Below are 17,436 nucleotides of genomic sequence, written 5' to 3' on the forward strand. Positions count from 1 at the left end.
GACCGAAAATGCCCGACCTGCTGATCGAACTGTTTTCCGAGGAAATCCCCGCGCGCATGCAGACCCGCGCCGGCGAAGACCTGAAAAAGCGGATCACCGATGGACTGGTCGAGGGCGGTCTGACATATGCCGGGGCCGCCGCCCTGACCACGCCGCGCCGCCTGACATTGGCGGTCGAGGGCCTGCTGGCGGAAAGCCCCACGATCCGCGAAGAACGCAAGGGCCCCAAGGTCGGCGCGCCGGACAAAGCCATCGAAGGCTTCCTGCGCGGCGCGGGCCTGACCCGTGACCAGCTAGAGGAACGCGAGACCCCCAAAGGCGCGGTCTACTTTGCGACCATCGAAAAACCGGGCCGCCCGGCAGCCGAGATCGTGGCCGAAGTGCTGGAATCCACGATCCGCAACTTCCCATGGCCCAAATCGATGCGTTGGGGTGCCGGCTCGATGCGCTGGGTGCGGCCTCTGCATTCGATCCTGTGCATCCTCAGCGATGAGGCGGGCGCTCAGGTCGTACCGCTTGAGGTCGAAGGCATCACATCCGGCGACACGACCGAGGGCCACCGTTTCATGGCCCCGAACCGCTTTTCTGTAACGTCTTTCGACGATTACGCGGCGAACCTGAAACGCGCCTTTGTCGTTCTGTCGCCCGAGGAACGCGCCGAGCATATCTGGAACGACGCCCAGAACCTCGCCTTTGCTGCCGGTCTGGAAGTGGTCGAAGACAAGGGCCTGCTGGCCGAGGTCGCCGGTCTGGTCGAATGGCCCGTGGTCCTGATGGGACAGTTCGACGAAGGGTTTCTGGAACTGCCGCCCGAGGTTCTGCAGACCTCGATGAAAGAGCATCAGAAGTTCTTTTCCGTGAAGAGCCCCAAGACCGGTCGGATCGAACGCTTCATTACCGTCGCCAACCGCGAAACCGCCGACAACGGCGCGACCATTCTGGCGGGGAACCAGAAGGTGCTTTCAGCGCGTCTGGCCGACGCAAAATTCTTCTGGGAGAACGACCTGCGCGTCGCCAAATCGGACATCGCCCAATGGACCCGCGCGTTGGCGAATGTGACCTTCCACAACAAGCTGGGCACGCAGGCCGAGCGGATCGACCGCATCGCCGCACTGGCCCGCGAACTGGCCCCGGTGACGGGCGCGGATGCCGATCAGGCCGAGAAAGCTGCGCGTCTGGCCAAGGCCGATCTGAGTTCCGATATGGTCTATGAATTCCCTGAACTTCAAGGGCTTATGGGGCGGTATTACATCGAAGCCGCAGGTGAAGACGCCGCCGTGGCTGCCGTGGCGCAAGAGCATTACTCGCCTCTGGGGCCGTCGGATGACGTGCCGACCGCACCGCTTTCGGTGACCGTAGCGCTGGCCGATAAGCTGGATACGCTGACCGGGTTCTGGGCGATTGATGAGAAGCCGACCGGGTCGAAAGACCCCTTCGCGCTGCGACGCGCGGCGTTGGGGGTTATTCGGTTGGTTTTGGAGAATGGTCTGAAGTTCTCGGTTGCTGAAACCATAAACAAAGCTGTCAAAATCGGACAAGAACCGGAACTGGCTTACATCCAAGAAATGCATGCACATGTCGAGGGGCATCCGGACAAGCGGGATGTGATTGCAGCATTCGAATTCGCGTTTTCACGCGTTGATGGCTGGAAACCCCAAAACCTGAGCTGGCAACCGCAAGACGAAGCCGTCAATACGCAAGCAATGCCAGATGCGGATCAAGTTGTTGGTATCTACAAGGATGAATTCGGGTGGCCGTACTCTTCTTTCAATAGTGATGCGCGGGCTCGGGCTGACAAGCCTTACATGCCTTGGTCTGCCACGACGGAGAATGGTTTTGAGGAAAAGCAAACTGACCTCCTCTCCTTCTTCCACGACCGCCTCAAGGTATTCCTCCGTGACGAGGGCATCCGCCACGATGTCATCGACGCCTGTATCGCGATGGAGGGGAATGACGACCTCATCCTGCTGGTCAAACGCGCCCGCGCGCTGAATGCGGTGATTGCGACCGAGGATGGGGAAAACCTCGTGCAGGGTTTCAAACGCGCCAACAATATCCTGACGCAGGCCGAGGAAAAGGACGGGGTGGAATACTCCTACGGTGCGGATGTGAAATTTGCCGAGACGGATAGTGAGAAGGCGCTGTTCAACGCGCTGGATCAGGCGCAGGACAAGATCGCACCGGCGCTAAAGGTCGAGGATTTCCCGGCAGCCATGGCCGCAATGGCCGCGCTTCGCGGGCCGGTGGATGCGTTCTTTGAGGATGTGCAGGTCAATACCGACAACGACATCCTGCGCCGCAACCGTCTGAACCTGCTGAGCCAGATCCGTCAGGTGTGCTCCAGCGTTGCCGATCTGACCAGGATCGAAGGCTAAAGCCACGGGCGCGGGCTGAACCGCGCCCAGATCACCCTTGCGTGAAGGGCGCAGGTGCCTATGCTGCGGTGAAACCAAAAGGTGCCGCAGTGCAGAATAACCCTCATACCACGCTGATAACGCCCAAAGCGCCCGTTGCCACCGAAACCCATGGTGGCCGGGCCAAATGTCTGCAACGGCTGGTCCGTCTGGACATGCCCGTGCCGCGCACCGTGGCGCTGTCCTTCGATGCGGTCCTGAAGATCGCCAAGGGGGACATCCCTGATCTTGCGGCGATATTGGAACAGTTTGACGCGTCGGCCCTGCTATGTGTGCGGCCCAGTTCCGAAGACCCGGACTGGGGCGGGCCGGGGGCGGTTCTGAACATCGGCATGAACGATGCGCGCTATGTGGAACTGTCCGATGCCATGGGGGCCGAGGCCGCAGCGGCGCTGTATCTGCGCTTTGTCCAGAGCTACGCGATCCACGTGGCGCGGCTGGACGCGGATGTGTTCGACGATATCGAGGCCGATGGGCAGGAAGGGTTGCGGCAATCCCTGCGGGCCTATGAGGATGAGGCTGACGAGGTGTTCCCTCAGGACCGGGGCGAACAGCTTGCCGGAGTTCTGCGGTCGATGGCTCGGGCATGGGATGGCACCTCGGCCCGGTTGTTGCGTCAGGCTAAAGGAGCCCCTGCAGACGCGGGGCTGGGGCTGGTCATACAAGAGATGATCCCCGGCGTCGGGCAGGGCGAATGCGGATCGGGCGTGCTGCAACTGGTGGATTCGTCGACTGGTGAATCGCAGATCACGGGCCGGTACCTGAGCCAAAGCCAGGGCCGCGATGCCCTTGGCGCGGGTGCGGCTGCGATGTTTCTGGAAAAAGACCCCCGCGGATGTTCGCTTGAAGAAGTGGCGCCCGACGCATTTGCCGACCTCAAAGCGCATGCCGCGCTGATGCGGCGGAAGCTGCGGGAAGAAATGCAGGTCGAATTCGTCATCGAAAACGGCCGGGTGCATATTCTGGACGGAGTCCGGGTCCAGCGCAGCGCACGAGCGGCGATGAAAATAGCGGTTCGGCTGGCCGAGGACGGGATTATTCCGCCGCAAGAGGCGGTGATGCGCGTCGACCCGCATGCTCTGAACGAGCTGTTGCACCGTCAGGTTCACCCCGAAGCTGAACGTGATGTGCTGACCACCGGTATTGGCGCAAGCCCGGGGGCCTCGACCGGCAAGATCGTGTTCACCGCTGCCGAGGCTCAGGCCAGCGCGGCGCGGGGCGAAGCCTGCGTACTGGTCCGGCGCGAGACGGCACCGGAAGATGTGCGCGGGATGCATGCCGCCGTCGCCGTTCTGACCGAAAAGGGCGGGATGACAAGCCATGCCGCGGTGATTGGCCGGGGGCTTGGCCTGCCATGCATTGTCGGCGCGTCCGAGATGCGGTTTCAGACCAAGAAAAAGCTGCTGACCGCGCCGGATGGGCGGGTGTTCAAGACCGGGGACGTGCTGACGATCGATGGCAGTTCCGGTCAGGTGCTGGCAGGGCAGCCGGCGATGCTGGAAGCGGCGCTGGACGATTGCTTTCAGACGCTGATGGCCTGGGCCGATGCCGAGCGCGACATCGAAATCCGCGCCAATGCCGATACGCCCGCCGATGCGCAGACCGCCCGAAACTTCGAGGCGCAAGGCATCGGCCTGTGCCGGACGGAGCATATGTTCTTTGATCCCGGTCGGCTGATCGTCATGCGCGAGATGATTTTCGCCCAAACCCCATCAGGCCGCGCGGCGGTGCTGGAACGTTTGCTGCCCATGCAGCGCGAGGATTTCGTGCAATTGTTCCGGATCATGGAAGGGCAGCCGGTCTGTATCCGCCTGTTTGACCCGCCGCTGCACGAGTTCCTGCCGACCACCCGAAGCGGTCAGCGCGAACTGGCCGAGGCGCTGGACCTGCCGGTGTCGGATGTGGAGCGCCGAGTCGCTGCGATGACCGAATACAACCCGATGCTGGGCCTGCGCGGCGTTCGGTTGGGGGTCACGGTGCCCGAGATCTATGACATGCAAGCGCGCGCGATCTTCGAGGCCACGCTTGAGGCCAGCAAGAACGGCGCGCCGGTTGTGCCCGAAGTCATGATCCCTCTGGTCTCGGCCAAACGCGAGGTGGAACTGGTCAAATCCCGCATCGACTCGGTTGCTGCAGCAGTTGCGGCCGAACAGGGGCAGGAGTTCGAATACCGGCTGGGCGTGATGGTCGAAACGCCGCGCGCCTGCCTGCGTGCGGAAGAGATCGCGCCCAACACCTCGTTTCTCAGCTTTGGGACCAACGACTTGACCCAGATGACCTATGGCCTGTCGCGCGACGATGCGGGGCGGTTCATGTCCGCGTACGTCCGTCAGGGGGTCTTTACCGAGGACCCGTTTCACGTTCTGGACCCCGACGGAGTGGGGGAGTTGCTGAAACTTGGCGCCGAACGCGGGCGCGCCGCGAAGGCCGACGTGACCCTTTCGGTCTGCGGCGAACATGGCGGAAACCCCGAATCAATCGCCATTTGCCGCGATCTGGGCTTTGACTATGTGTCATGCTCACCCTTCCGGGTACCTGTTGCTCGGCTGGCTTCCGCTCAACTGGCGATTTCGTCCAGACTTGGGGGTTGACACCCGGTATTTCCCCAAGGATTAGTGGGTTTCAGGCAACCTTGTGGTGAAACTAAATCTTCCCACGGGCGATTTTCCACTTGCTTTTTGCGTAGTTCTGGACGTTTGCATCTGTCTGGGTTAAATGCCTCGTCGCGCCCGCCGGGGGAGGGTATGGCGCGTGAAGTGCCTGTGCGAGGTTATCTGATGCTACGTTATATAATGGCTGTTGCCGTGCTGGCAGCAACCGTGCTGCCGAGTGCGTCCTTCGCCGAGAAGGAAGCCACCACCAAATCCAAGCAAGAGCTTGTGGCCCGCAACGAATTGCCGGGGCAAAGCTTTCGGGACTATCTGAAACTGTTCCAGCCGCGTCGCGCGGCAGAGCCGGTCGAAGTGTCCTATTCCAAGGACTGGCTTGACCAGCAGCCAGCGCCGTCGGGCGACGAAAACTGGAAATGTCTGGCCGAGGCCCTGTACTTTGAAGCGCGGGGCGAAAGCGTCCGCGGTCAGTTTGCGGTGGCCGAAGTTATCTTGAACCGGGTCGAAAGCGGTCGCTTTCCGAATTCGCTGTGCGGCGTGATCCGTCAGGGAACCGGTAAGAAATACCAGTGCCAGTTCACGTATACATGCGATGGCCGCAAGGAAGTGATCCACGAAAAGAAAGCCTACGAGCGGGTTTCGAAAGTGGCGCGTGCCGCAATAGACGGCACCGCCAACAAACTGACCGAAGGGGCGACCCACTATCACACCACGGCGGTTCGTCCGTCCTGGGCGCGCGTTTACAAGCAGACCGCGAAGATCGGCGTGCATATTTTCTACCGTCACAACTATCGGACGGCGAGCAACTGATTGACGCACCCGCGCTGGAAGGCTGATGGCGCGGGGTTTCATGCAGGCTATATTGGGGGCCAGGAGGCCCCCAATGTATTTCAACCGCCGACAAATGCTTCAATCCGCAGCCGCCCTGGCGCTTTTGCCACGCGTGTCCAAAGCGGATTACCCGGCCCTTAAGGCCCAAGAGGCGGCGCAGCGCCTTGCGCCCGAGGGTTATCCCGAAACGAAACTTTGGAGTTATGGCGGTTCGGTTCCGGGCGTGCCGCTGCGAGTCAGGCAAGGCGACCGTCTTGTACGGCGGTTGGTTAACAATCTGCCGCAGGCCACTTCCGTTCACTGGCACGGCATTCGCATCGACAATGCGATGGACGGGGTTCCGGGGCTGACGCAGGACGCCGTGCTGCCGGGGGAAAGCTTTGACTATGACTTTGTCGCCCCCGATGCCGGAACCTACTGGTATCACGCGCATAACCAGTCGGTCGAGCAGGTGGCGCGCGGGCTTTACGGGCCGCTGATCGTGGAAGAGGCGACCCAGCCCGACATCGATCAGGATCTGGTGCTGATGCTGGACGACTGGCGGCTGGACCCCGAAACCGCGCAGATCACCGAAGATTTTGACAACGGGCACGATCTCAGCCACGCCGGACGCCTTGGCAATATCGTGACGGTCAACGGCACGTTTGATCCCGTGTTTGCCGTGAAAGGCAACGAGCGTCTCAGACTGCGCCTGATCAACGCGTCCAATGCCCGGATTTACGATCTGGGTTTGGGCGGGTTGGAGGGGTGGATCGTCGCGCTGGATGGCATGTCCTTGGAAACGCCTCTGGCGATCCCGGAAACCTTTCCCCTGGCACCGGCACAACGCGCGGACCTGATTGTCGATGTGACCGGTTTTTTCGGCGATACCGCCAGTCTGTTGAGCGCGGAACGGGATGGCGCCTTTGGTCTGGCGAGATTTGACGTAACCGGCGAAGCGTCGCGGGCGCGCCGCGCAGGTATATCGGCTTTGCCGCCCAATCCATTGCCGGACATCAAGGATATCCAGTCCACACCCCTGCACCGGATGGATCTGCAGGGCGGCGCGATGCGCTGGCTGGAAAGCGCTCGGCTTGGTGACACTGAACTGTCCGGGCGAGAACTTGCGCAGCTGGGCCGTTTCTGGGCCTTGAACGGATACGCCGAACGTCCGCAAGACCCGTTTCTGGATACCGCGCAGGGCAGTCAGCACCGGATCGCGTTCGTCAACGAAACCGCGTTCCCGCATGCGATGCACCTGCATGGTCACCACTTCCGGCTGATCCTTGAAGATGGCTCTTTGGGGCCGTGGCGCGATACAGTTCTTGTCGAGCGCGGCCAGACACGGCAAATCGCGCTGGTGGCCGACAACCCGGGCAACTGGCTGTTGCATTGCCATATGCTGGGGCATGCCGCATCGGGCATGATGAGTTGGTTTCGCGTAATCTGACGCCGCATTCGGCGGTTGGAATGGCGCATGTTAGAATGCTATAGGCGCTCGACACGCCTAAAGTAGGCGCACTTTTCAACAAGCCCGAAAAGGCCTGACCCATGAGTTCTGAAATCCGCCTTGCCTTTGCGCACCCGTCCGAACGGTCCGAGGCGACATCGCCGCAAGGTCCATTGGATCGTATTTCGCTACGCGATCACATTGTCGAAGTTGAAATCGGCGCGTTTCAGGCCGAACGGGGAACGACGCAGCGGGTCTGCTTTAACATCGTGGTCGAAGTGCGTCCGCTGACCGACCGGATCGAGGACGATGTGGATCGCATCCTGTCCTATGACCGCGTCACCGAGGCGATTGCATATGAGCTTGCCGCCGAGCGCCTGAACCTGCTCGAGACGTTGGCAGAACGTGTAGCTGAGCGGATTTTGCTTGAGCCACAGGCCGTAAGGGCCTTTGTTCGAATTGAAAAACTGGATCGGGGTCCGGGCGCGCTGGGTGTTGAAATCGTCCGTGGGCGCGATACGCATAACCATGGCATTGTAGAAGAGGAACGCCCGCATCCCCGGCTGGTCTACCTGTCGAACGAAGCGATAGACTCGGACAATCTGACCGGCTGGATTGATCAGCTGGAAAACCGGCAGCGCCCTTTGATTCTGTGTGTCGGCGCGTCTGATCTGTCTGTGTCCCAGACCGGCCACGCCATGACCCAGCGCCGGATCGATCTGCTGGCCATCGAACAAAATGCCTGGGTTCTGGCCGCGCGGGATCATCGCTGCGTCGTGGTCTCGACCCGGACCGAGCTGGACTGGGCGATGAAGAACGGCCAGATCTGCGTCTGGGCCCCGTCCAAGATCGTTCTGGACGCGGTGGACGGCCCCTCGGCCGCGCCATCGGATGCGGTGGCGCTTGCGGCGTGGTTCGCGGCGACCTTTGAAGCCAGCGAGATGCTGGTCATCGGCGGAGAGTTGCCGCAGGCGCCCAAGACACCACTGCGCGCGGTTTCAGTCGATCAGGCGCAATTGTGAGCGTTTATTATCGACCTTTGGCTCAACACGGACCGACCCGCCCTGCGGGGGCCGTCTCGCTGGCCGGGCAAGACCTGTGGTTTACGCATGCCGAGGCCCTGACGCGAAGCGATGGTCCCGAAATAGTGGCGGTTGCCGACATTCCTGCGGCCAGCCTGGACCGTCTGACCCGACCGCGCAGTCCCATCGCGGGGCCGGACATGGCGCGGCCTCAGATCATGGGGATACTCAACGCGACGCCTGACAGTTTTTCGGATGGCGGCCTGCATAACTCGGTCGAAAACGCCTGTGCTGCGGCGTCGGACATGGTCGCGCATGGGGCCAGCATTCTGGATATCGGCGGGGAATCCACCCGGCCCGGAGCTGATTTTGTGCCCGATACGGAAGAAATTGCCCGCACTCAGCCGCTGATTAAAGCGATCCGTGCGGGAACGGACGCGCTGATCTCAATCGACACGCGCAAGGCCAGCGTTGCCCAAGCGGCGGTCGAGGCAGGGGCCGGTCTGGTGAACGACGTTTCGGGCTTCACCTTCGATCCGGACCTTGCCCCGTACTGCGCGCAGAAAGGCGTGCCGGTCTGTGTAATGCATATGCAGGGCGATCCGGCCACGATGCAGGACAACCCGCAATACGATGACGTTCTGCTGGATGTATACGACTTTCTGGAAGCGCAAATTGCCCACCTTGAAGCTCTGGGCCTGAAGCGAGACCAGATCGTGGTTGATCCGGGCATCGGCTTTGGCAAGACCGAGGCGCATAACCTGACCCTGCTGCGTAACCTCAGCCTGTTTCACGGCCTCGGCTGCCCGATCCTGCTGGGCGTGTCGCGCAAGGGGTTCATCGGCCAGATCGGGCAGGAGCCGCGCAAAACGGCCCGCGCGCCGGGATCAATCGCAGTTGCGCTGGCCGGATTGTCCCAGGGCGTACAGATCATCCGGGTCCATGACGTTGCCGAAACCGCTCAGGCCTTGCGTCTGTGGGCCGCTGTCCGGTAATCCGGTCGCAAGAAATTTTCACGGAGTGACAGATATGCGCAAGCTGTTCGGAACCGACGGGGTGCGGGGCACGGCCAACACGCATCCGATGACCGCCGAGATGGCCCTGCGCATCGGCGCTGCCGTGGGGCGGTATTTCCGCCGCGACGCGACCGGCGTGCACCGTGTGGTGATCGGCAAGGACACGCGCCTGTCCGGGTATATGCTGGAGAACGCTCTGACGGCGGGGCTGACCTCGACCGGGATGAATGTGCTGTTGCTGGGGCCGGTGCCGACCCCGGCGGTTGGGCTTATGACTCGGTCGATGCGGGCGGACCTTGGCGTGATGATCTCGGCCAGTCACAATCCGGCCGAAGATAACGGGATCAAGTTCTTTGGACCCGATGGGTTCAAACTGTCGGATCAGGCCGAGGCTGAGATCGAGAAGCTGATCGAAGAGGGGGTCAAGCCCGCTCAGGCGCAAAACATAGGACGCGCGCGCCGTGTCGACGATGCGCGGTTCCGGTATGGCGAGCGGGTCAAATCCTCGCTGCCGCGCGAGTTGCGGCTGGACGGTCTCAAGGTGGTGATCGATTGCGCCAACGGCGCGGCGCACCGCACCGCGCCCGAGGTTCTGTGGGAATTGGGCGCCGAGGTCATTCCCGTTGGCGTTGCGCCTAACGGTAAGAATATCAACCAGAATTGCGGCTCGACCAAACCCCGGATGGCTGCCGAAACCGTGGTTGCGCATGGTGCGGATGTTGGCATCTGCCTTGACGGTGATGCAGACCGGGTGGTCGTGATTGATGAAACCGGGCAGGTGGCTGACGGCGATCAGTTGATGGCCTTGCTGGCGACCGCCTGGGCAAGATCGGGCCAGCTTAAGGGCGGGGCACTTGTTGCAACGGTCATGTCCAATCTCGGGCTGGAACGGCATCTTGGTGCGCGCGGGTTGCAGTTGGAACGCACCGCCGTCGGAGACCGCTATGTCGTCGAGCGGATGCGCGAAGGCGGGTTCAACCTTGGCGGCGAACAATCCGGTCACATCGTGATGAGCGACTATGCGACAACCGGGGACGGGCTTATGGCCGGGCTGCATTTCCTGGCCGAGATGGTCCTGTCCGAACGCAAGGCGTCAGAACTGTCCATGCAATTCGAAACCGTGCCGCAGCTGCTGAAGAACGTGCGCTTCAGCGCCGGGCGGCTTCCGCTGGAAAGCAAAAGCGTGCAGGCCGCCATTGCCGAGGCCGAAGCGCGCCTGAATGGGCAGGGCCGGTTGCTGATCCGTAAATCGGGGACTGAGCCGCTGATCCGCGTGATGGCGGAATGCGAAGATGACGGGTTGCTGGCGCAGGTCGTCGACAGCATCGTGGCCGAGGTCGAAGCCGCCGCAGGTTAACTGCCGAACAGGGCCTTGCGCAAGCTGAACCACTGGCTGATGGCCATGCCGGTCAGGATCAGGGCAAGGGCGATGTAAAAGCGCAGGGGCAGGGCCTCGGACAGGATCCATGCGCCGAAGATCATCGACCAGATCGGAACCTGATAGTTCACCAGCGTCAGGAATACCGATCCGGCGCTGCGGGTGACAGACACGCGCAACAAGGTGGCAAAGGCGGTTGGTACCAATCCCAGAACAATCAATGCAATCGTGGGGCGGGGGCCCTGCCACGTTGGCAGGCCCTCGGTCATCAGCATGATCGGAAGCAGGATCACCGCACCGACCACAAGCGTCAAAGCCGCCAGCACCAAAGGGTCCACCGGCGGGCAGCGCCGGGTCATGACCGAAGAGCTGGCGTAGCACAACGCCGCCGTGATGCAGGCCAGTTGCGCCAGCGGCTCGGCCCCCTGTCCCAGTTGCGCAAGGCCGGGTCCGATCAAAACCAGCGCTCCTGAAAACCCAAGGCATACACCAAGAAGACGGCGCAGGTTCAGTGGCTCGTCCGAGAAGAAATGCGCCAGCGGCAGCACCATCAGAGGAATTGCCGCCATGGACAATCCGGCAAAGGCGGAAGGTACGAATTGCTGGCCCCAACTGAGCAGCATGAAGGGTACGGCGGTGGACAGAACGCCGATCAGGACAACCGATGTGCCCAAGGCGGGCGTCAGAACCGGCATTTTGCGACCCGTCGCCCACATCAGCGCCAACAGGGTCACGGCCCCCAGCGTTGTCCGCGAGGTTGCCACGGTTATCGGGCCGTAACCTTCCAGTGCCATTGCGACGACCATGAACGTGGCGCCCCAAATCAGGCCCAGCGTAAAAACACCGCTCCAATCCTGTTTTGTCGGTTGCTGAACCATTGTGCGTCCTGTGGGTTGGTGGGAATGGTCAATCCCGCCAGCGGGTTATGAGCCGGTAGCAAGCCGGGTGCAAATGAAAAAGGGCGACCGCATCGGCCGCCCTTACCTTGGCATTCGCCGAACTTAGTTCTTTTCTTTGTCGACCATCTTGCCGGCCGAGATCCAGGGCATCATGGCGCGCAACTTGGCACCTGTTTCCTCGATCATGTGCTCGTCATTGGCGCGGCGCGACGCTTTGATGGTCGGCTGGCCCACGGCGTTTTCCAGCATGAAGTCACGAACGAATTTACCCTGCTGGATGTCGTTCAGAACCTCTTTCATACGCGCTTTGGTCTCGTCATACTTCAGGATGCGCGGGCCGGTGACGTACTGGCCGTACTCAGCCGTGTTCGAGATCGAGTAATCCATGTTGGCAATGCCGCCTTCATAGATCAGGTCGACGATCAGTTTCACCTCGTGCAGACACTCGAAATAGGCCATCTCGGGTGCGTAACCGGCTTCGACCAGAGTTTCGAAACCGCAGCGGATCAGTTCGACCAGACCGCCGCACAGAACGGCCTGCTCGCCGAACAGGTCGGTTTCGCATTCCTCGCGGAAGTTGGTTTCGATGATGCCCGAACGGCCGCCACCGATGGCCGAGCAGTAGGACAGGCCGATTTCCAGCGCCTTGCCGGTTTCATCCTTGTCGACGGCCACAAGGCAGGGCACGCCGCCGCCTTTGGTGTATTCGCCGCGAACGGTGTGGCCGGGGCCTTTGGGGGCCATCATGATGACATCGACGCCTTCTTTCGGCTCGATCAGGCCGAAATGCACGTTCAGGCCGTGGGCAAACGCGATGGCTGCGCCCGGCTTGATGTTGTCGTGGACGTATTTCTTATAGGTTTCGGCCTGCAGTTCATCGGGCATGGTGAACATGATCAGGTCGCACCATGCGGCGGCCTCGGCGATGCCCATGACCTGCAGACCTTCGGCTTCGGCTTTCTTGGCAGAAGCCGAGCCTTCGCGCAGCGCGACGACAAGGTTCTTCGCACCCGAGTCGCGCAGGTTCAGCGCATGGGCGTGGCCCTGGCTGCCGTAGCCCAGGATGGCCACTTTTTTGTCTTTGATCAGGTTGATGTCGCAATCGCGATCGTAATAGACGCGCATGTTGTCGGTCCTTTCGGTTTTGATTGCAGCGGTTCTATCCCGAGGTTTGGGTATTGGCGATAGGGTTGGGATTGAGTATTTGGAAAAAAGATGAAGAATAATTCTTCGAATAACGAGAAAACGAAAAAATCATGCTTGACGATACGGACCGGCGCATTCTGCGCCAATTCCAGGCCGAACCCAGCCTGACAATCGCAGAACTGGCCGAGCGCTGCCGGGTCAGCCAGGGGGTCTACTGGCGCCGCGTCGAAAAGATGCAGGCCGCTGGTGTCATTGCGGGCCAAGAGATCGTCATCGACTGGGCCGCGATGGGCTATGCCGTCGAGGTTTCGCTGCGGGTGACGTTGGACAAGACCTATGCGCGCGCCTTCGACGATTTCACGGCCGCCGCGCGAGAGGTGCCCGAAGTGATCGAGATTCAGACTTTTCTGGGCCGTGTGGACGTGCGCCTGTCTGTCCTGGCAAAGGGTATGAGCCATTACCAGCAGGTCTACCGCGACAGGATTCTGACCCTGCCTCATATCGCGGACATCGAGGCGCTGATGCATATCGCGCATGTCAAACAGGATGAGGCGCTGCCGATATGATCGAACTGGATGAAACGGATCGCCAGATTCTGCGGTCGCTCGTGCAGGATGCCACGCAAAGCGCGGGTGCGCTGGGACGCAAACTGGGCTTGTCGCAACCTGCGACATGGCGGCGGATTCGCAGGCTGGAGGAGACGGGCGTGATCAAGGGGCGGCGTCTGCGGCTGAATGCCGAGGCGCTGGGGTTCGGCGTGACCGTGTTTCTGGGCGTAAAACTGGCGCGCAAGGGGCAAGTCAGCCTGGAAGATTTCGAACGCGCCGTCAGCGCCATCCCCGAGGTTCAGACGGTTGAGCATGTGCTGGGGCTTTACGACTACCGCCTGCGGGTCGTTGCGCGGGATCTGTCGGATTTCGAACGCGTGCTGAGGCGAAGGATCATGACGCTGCCGGGGGCCGGCGACGTAGAGGCAAACGTTTTGCTGAGCGAAGAGCGCCTGCCGGGGCCAATCGGCTGATTGACCTCAGTATCTGGTCCGGATGCAATAGCCCGGATGATGGGTCATGCGGGCGAAGGTGATCGGCACGCTTTCTTTCCAAGTGGTCCGTTCCAGCTGAATCATGGACGCTCCGGTCGTGGTTCCCATGAACTCGGCAATGCGGCCATCGGCGGAAATGGCGCAGAACGCGATCTCGGCATCCGAAAAGGGGGCGGCATTCAACAGCCATTCATGCGGCCCGCTTTCGCTGAGATCGGCCTGTTCCACATCGGGGACAGCCTGGATGTTGATCCAACGTTCCTCGAGCAGAAAGGGGCGGTTATCGGCGTAATGCATGCAGACCACATGCAGCACCCTCGCATCGGGCGACACGCCAAGTTGCGAGGCCAGCCAGCCGGGGCTTGTGACCACCTGACGTTCCACCAGCGCATAGCGATAGGTAGCATTTTGGCTCTCGACCATCTGGCGGGTCAGCGAGAATTCCAGCTTCGCGTGTTTGCTGGGCTCTTTCTTGACCCGCGTGCCGCTTTTACGTTTACGCTCGACAAAGCCTTGTTCGGCCAATTCCCGCAGGGCGCGGTTCACCGTTGCGCGTGCGCAATTGAATTCTTCGGCTAGCTGTGTCTCGGTGGGTAATAACGAGCCTTGTGGCCAAACCCGGCTTTCAATTCTTCGTTTAACTTCGTCACGAACATACTGGAAACTGATCCGCTTTTGCGCAGTCACGGGTACAAAAGCCCTTTCATGTAAAAAGTGTGCTTATCTGTGCAGAAGCACGTCAAAGTGTAAAGAGGTATGACACTATATGGCGTCATATCTTGTGTTTTCAGCGGTATGTGGGGCGAAATTATGTCAAATACGTGAGTTGCCGCGAGGTCAACTCAACCTGAAATTTCATACTTTACCAATCCGCGCGAAGAGGCCAAGACTCCGGGAAACAGATCGAAAGGACAGACCATGCCCGCATTGCTGGATTCCATCGACCCAAACGGCCTTGAAGAATTCTCGGTCGTGTTCACGGATCGCTCGCTTAACCATATGTCCGCCAGCTTTCAGCAGGTGATGCGCGACATCTCGGGCATGTTGCGGCAGGTCTATAATGCCGATGGGGTTGCCATCATTCCCGGCGGCGGCACCTATGGGATGGAGGCTGTCGCCCGGCAGTTTGCGCGCGACGCCAATGTTCTGGTCGTGCGCAACGGATGGTTTTCCTATCGCTGGAGCCAGATCATCGAAAACGGCGCGCTGACCGCATCGGCCACCGTTCTGAAAGCCCGCGAAACCGGCAATTCCAGCCCGTCGCCTTTTGCCCCTGCGCCGATTGAAGAGGTTGTTGCAACCATTCGCGACCAACGCCCGGATGTGGTCTTTGCGCCGCATGTGGAAACTTCGGCGGGTGTCATCCTGCCGGATGACTACATCAAAGCCATGGCCGCGGCTGCGCATGAGGTCGGAGCGCTGATGGTGTTGGACTGCATCGCCTCGGGCTGCGTCTGGATCGACATGAAGGCAATCGGTGTCGACGTGTTGATTTCGGCCCCGCAGAAAGGCTGGAGCGCTTCGCCCTGTGCCGGTCTTGTCATGCTGTCCGAAAACGCCGAGGCGCGGTTGCAGCAGACAACATCCGACAGCTTCGCCATCGACCTGAAGAAATGGCGGCAGATCATGCAAGCCTATGAGAACGGCGGCCATGCCTATCACGCGACGATGCCGACGGACGCGTTGCGGGCATTCCGCGATACGATGGCTGAAACGCAGGAATACGGGTTCGAGAAGCTGCGCGAGGCGCAATGGGCGCTCGGCAACGGTGTTCGCGCAATGTTGAAGGACAAGGGCGTCGTCTCGGTCGCGGCAGACGGGTTTGGCGCGCCGGGGGTGGTGGTCAGCTATACCTCGGACCCCGAAGTGCAGAACGGCAAGAAATTCGCCGCCCTGGGCATGCAGATCGCCGCCGGGGTGCCCCTGCAATGTGACGAGCCCGACGGGTTCAGCACATTCCGTCTGGGCCTGTTCGGGTTGGACAAGCTGTATGACGTGGACGGCACGATTGGGCGGCTCAGGCGGGTGCTGGATCAGGTGCTGTGACCAACGGGCATCACTCAGCGCACGCCGAGGCCCATCTGCATCAGCGTCTTGCGCACGGGCGGCAGGGAATAGAGCGCACTCAGCCCCATCGCTCGCGCATCGCGCAACGGGCGCGCTTCGATCATCGAGGCGCGGTTCAGCAAGTCGATCCCTTTGACTCGCAACTCGATCTCGGTATGGCGGGCCTTGTGATAGGCATCCAGCATTTGCGCATCGCCCAACCCCTCGGGCCGGGCCTGTGCCAAATCCAGCAGGCAGCGCAGATCACCCAGGGACATGTTCAGCCCCTGCGCACCGATGGGCGGCACCACATGCGCGGCCTCGGCCATCAGGGCAATACGCTCGCCGGACAAGCGTTCTGCCGACTGGCTGATGATCGGCCAGATCGTGCGGCGCGAGGCCAGTTTCAGCGGCCCGAACAAGGCGCAGGACCGTTCGGTCATCGCGGCCTCGAAAGCCTCGGGTTCCAAATTCAGCAGCTCAACCGCGCGGGGGCCGCGTTCCATCCAGACGATGGCCGAAGATGGTTGGCCCTGCCAGTCGGGCAGAGGGACCAGCGTGAAGGGGCCGCCTGACCGGTGAATCTCGGTCGAGACGTTTTCATGCGCGATAGGATGCGTGACCGCAAAGGCCAGCGCCTTTTGCCCATAGCGCGTCGTGTGCACGTTGATCCCGGCAGCCTCGCGCATTGGGGAGTTGCGCCCATCGGCGGCCACCACCAGCTTGCAGCGTAAGCGGCTGCCATCGCTCAGGCCCACGCGCGCCTCATTGGTGCGGGTGAACAGGTTGATCGTGCCGGTACCGGGGCGGAAATCGACATTGGGCAGTTCGGCCAGCCGCGCCACCATCTCGCGCCGCAGCAGCCAGTTGGGCAGGTTCCAGCCAAAGGGCTGGTCCGAGATGTCCGATGCGTTGAAATCGCGCACCACGCGCGGTTCGGGCACGTCGCCACCGGCATCCACGATGCGCATGATTTGCAGCGGGGCTGCGTGGGCGTCCAGCCGGTCCCACAGCCCGCATTGTTCCAACAACCCGTGCGCAGGCTGCAGAAACGCCGTGGTCCGCAGGTCGGACCCATCGACGTCACGTTCGGTGATCGGCGGGGTCGGGTCGACGCACACAACGTCGAACCCGGCTGCTCCGAACACCGCCGCAGCGGTCAGGCCGGCGATTCCGCCGCCGGAAATCAGGATGTCGCAGCTGTCAGTCATGGCGTTTCCCATCGTTTTGGGCGGACCCTAATGCGGTTCCGTCCGACGTGCCAAGTGACATCCTGTCCCGTGTCTCAGCCGCGCGAGATCAGGATGAGGATCAGGAACATCACCGGCACCATCATCAGGGCGGGGATGTAAAGACCCGGCAGGCCGAACAACAGGGCGGAACAGCCCCACATGCTGAAAATCGCAAGGGCGGTATATCCCAGATCCTCGGGCTCGCCATCGGCCACATCGCGGGCCATCCAGCCAAACAGGGGGATTGCAAATAGCAGGCGTTGCCAAATCGGCGGGTGCCGAAGGCTTTCGATCGCGGTCATGGGGGTCTCCGTTCTGTTCGTCGCAACAGGCGATATAGGGCGCATGCTGCACGCGCAAAATGTTCAGAAC

Annotated in this window: 15 protein-coding genes; 10 read left to right on the plus strand and 5 right to left on the minus strand. The window is 61.4% G+C overall.

Going from position 1 to position 17,436, the window contains the following annotated elements; all coding sequences use genetic code 11:
- Window positions 1-8: 8 nt before the first annotated feature.
- The 7 genes from glyS to glmM all read left to right on the plus strand — a co-directional run bounded on the left by glyS (window position 9) and on the right by glmM (window position 10,678).
- The gene (gene glyS, locus ACR0EZ_RS01720; protein ID WP_480610131.1) at window positions 9-2,375 is read left to right on the plus strand and encodes a glycine--tRNA ligase subunit beta; all 2,367 of its coding nucleotides are present in this window, start codon (window positions 9-11) and stop codon (window positions 2,373-2,375) included.
- A 68-nt stretch (window positions 2,376-2,443) separates the two neighbouring features.
- Window positions 2,444-5,005, plus strand: a complete 2,562-nt coding sequence (locus ACR0EZ_RS01725) for a putative PEP-binding protein (RefSeq protein WP_480611133.1) — start codon at window positions 2,444-2,446, stop codon at window positions 5,003-5,005.
- 186 nt (window positions 5,006-5,191) lie between these two features.
- The gene (locus tag ACR0EZ_RS01730; RefSeq protein ID WP_480610132.1) at window positions 5,192-5,833 is read left to right on the plus strand and encodes a cell wall hydrolase; all 642 of its coding nucleotides are present in this window, start codon (window positions 5,192-5,194) and stop codon (window positions 5,831-5,833) included.
- A 73-nt stretch (window positions 5,834-5,906) separates the two neighbouring features.
- Window positions 5,907-7,283: a multicopper oxidase family protein gene (locus ACR0EZ_RS01735; RefSeq protein WP_480610134.1), complete on the plus strand. Its 1,377-nt coding sequence runs from the start codon at window positions 5,907-5,909 to the stop codon at window positions 7,281-7,283.
- Window positions 7,284-7,384: 101 nt separating this feature from the next.
- On the plus strand, window positions 7,385-8,305 hold the full coding sequence (locus ACR0EZ_RS01740; RefSeq protein ID WP_480610136.1) for a dihydroneopterin aldolase: 921 nt from the start codon (window positions 7,385-7,387) through the stop codon (window positions 8,303-8,305).
- Window positions 8,302-9,300, plus strand: coding sequence for a dihydropteroate synthase (gene folP / locus ACR0EZ_RS01745; RefSeq protein WP_480610138.1), 999 nt, complete (start codon window positions 8,302-8,304; stop codon window positions 9,298-9,300). Before ACR0EZ_RS01740 ends, folP begins: the two co-directional genes overlap by 4 nt.
- A gap of 34 nt (window positions 9,301-9,334) precedes the next feature.
- A complete protein-coding gene (glmM, locus tag ACR0EZ_RS01750) occupies window positions 9,335-10,678 on the plus strand; it encodes a phosphoglucosamine mutase (RefSeq protein ID WP_480610140.1) in 1,344 nt (447 codons plus the stop codon).
- Here glmM and ACR0EZ_RS01755 read toward each other — a convergent pair.
- Window positions 10,675-11,577 carry a DMT family transporter gene (locus ACR0EZ_RS01755; protein ID WP_480610142.1) on the minus strand — a complete coding sequence of 301 codons (903 nt, stop codon included), beginning with the start codon at window positions 11,575-11,577 and terminating at the stop codon, window positions 10,675-10,677. The genes glmM and ACR0EZ_RS01755 overlap by 4 nt on opposite strands.
- 123 nt (window positions 11,578-11,700) lie before the next feature.
- Window positions 11,701-12,723, minus strand: coding sequence for a ketol-acid reductoisomerase (gene ilvC, locus ACR0EZ_RS01760; RefSeq protein ID WP_480610144.1), 1,023 nt, complete (start codon window positions 12,721-12,723; stop codon window positions 11,701-11,703).
- Between the two features lie 131 nt (window positions 12,724-12,854).
- Between ilvC and ACR0EZ_RS01765 the strand changes: the two genes are divergently transcribed.
- Both ACR0EZ_RS01765 and ACR0EZ_RS01770 read left to right on the plus strand, forming a co-directional pair.
- Window positions 12,855-13,310 (plus strand): Lrp/AsnC family transcriptional regulator, encoded by a 456-nt coding sequence (locus tag ACR0EZ_RS01765; RefSeq protein ID WP_480610146.1) that lies wholly within the window; start codon window positions 12,855-12,857, stop codon window positions 13,308-13,310.
- A complete protein-coding gene (locus ACR0EZ_RS01770; protein WP_480610147.1) occupies window positions 13,307-13,765 on the plus strand; it encodes an Lrp/AsnC family transcriptional regulator in 459 nt (152 codons plus the stop codon). The genes ACR0EZ_RS01765 and ACR0EZ_RS01770 overlap by 4 nt, the downstream gene beginning before the upstream one ends.
- 6 nt (window positions 13,766-13,771) lie before the next feature.
- Here the strand turns inward: ACR0EZ_RS01770 and ACR0EZ_RS01775 are convergent, their stop codons facing one another.
- Window positions 13,772-14,473: a GntR family transcriptional regulator gene (locus tag ACR0EZ_RS01775; RefSeq protein WP_480610149.1), complete on the minus strand. Its 702-nt coding sequence runs from the start codon at window positions 14,471-14,473 to the stop codon at window positions 13,772-13,774.
- A 231-nt stretch (window positions 14,474-14,704) separates the two neighbouring features.
- Between ACR0EZ_RS01775 and ACR0EZ_RS01780 the strand changes: the two genes are divergently transcribed.
- The gene (locus ACR0EZ_RS01780; protein ID WP_480610151.1) at window positions 14,705-15,832 is read left to right on the plus strand and encodes an aminotransferase class V-fold PLP-dependent enzyme; all 1,128 of its coding nucleotides are present in this window, start codon (window positions 14,705-14,707) and stop codon (window positions 15,830-15,832) included.
- Window positions 15,833-15,846: 14 nt separating this feature from the next.
- On the opposite strand, the gene ACR0EZ_RS01785 is transcribed toward ACR0EZ_RS01780, so the two are convergent.
- Window positions 15,847-17,043 (minus strand): UbiH/UbiF family hydroxylase, encoded by a 1,197-nt coding sequence (locus ACR0EZ_RS01785; RefSeq protein ID WP_480610152.1) that lies wholly within the window; start codon window positions 17,041-17,043, stop codon window positions 15,847-15,849.
- Between the two features lie 74 nt (window positions 17,044-17,117).
- Window positions 17,118-17,366 (minus strand): hypothetical protein, encoded by a 249-nt coding sequence (locus ACR0EZ_RS01790; RefSeq protein WP_480610153.1) that lies wholly within the window; start codon window positions 17,364-17,366, stop codon window positions 17,118-17,120.
- Between the last annotated feature and the right edge of the window lie 70 nt (window positions 17,367-17,436).

The sequence above is a fragment of the Ruegeria sp. AK4 genome, assembly GCF_056541025.1.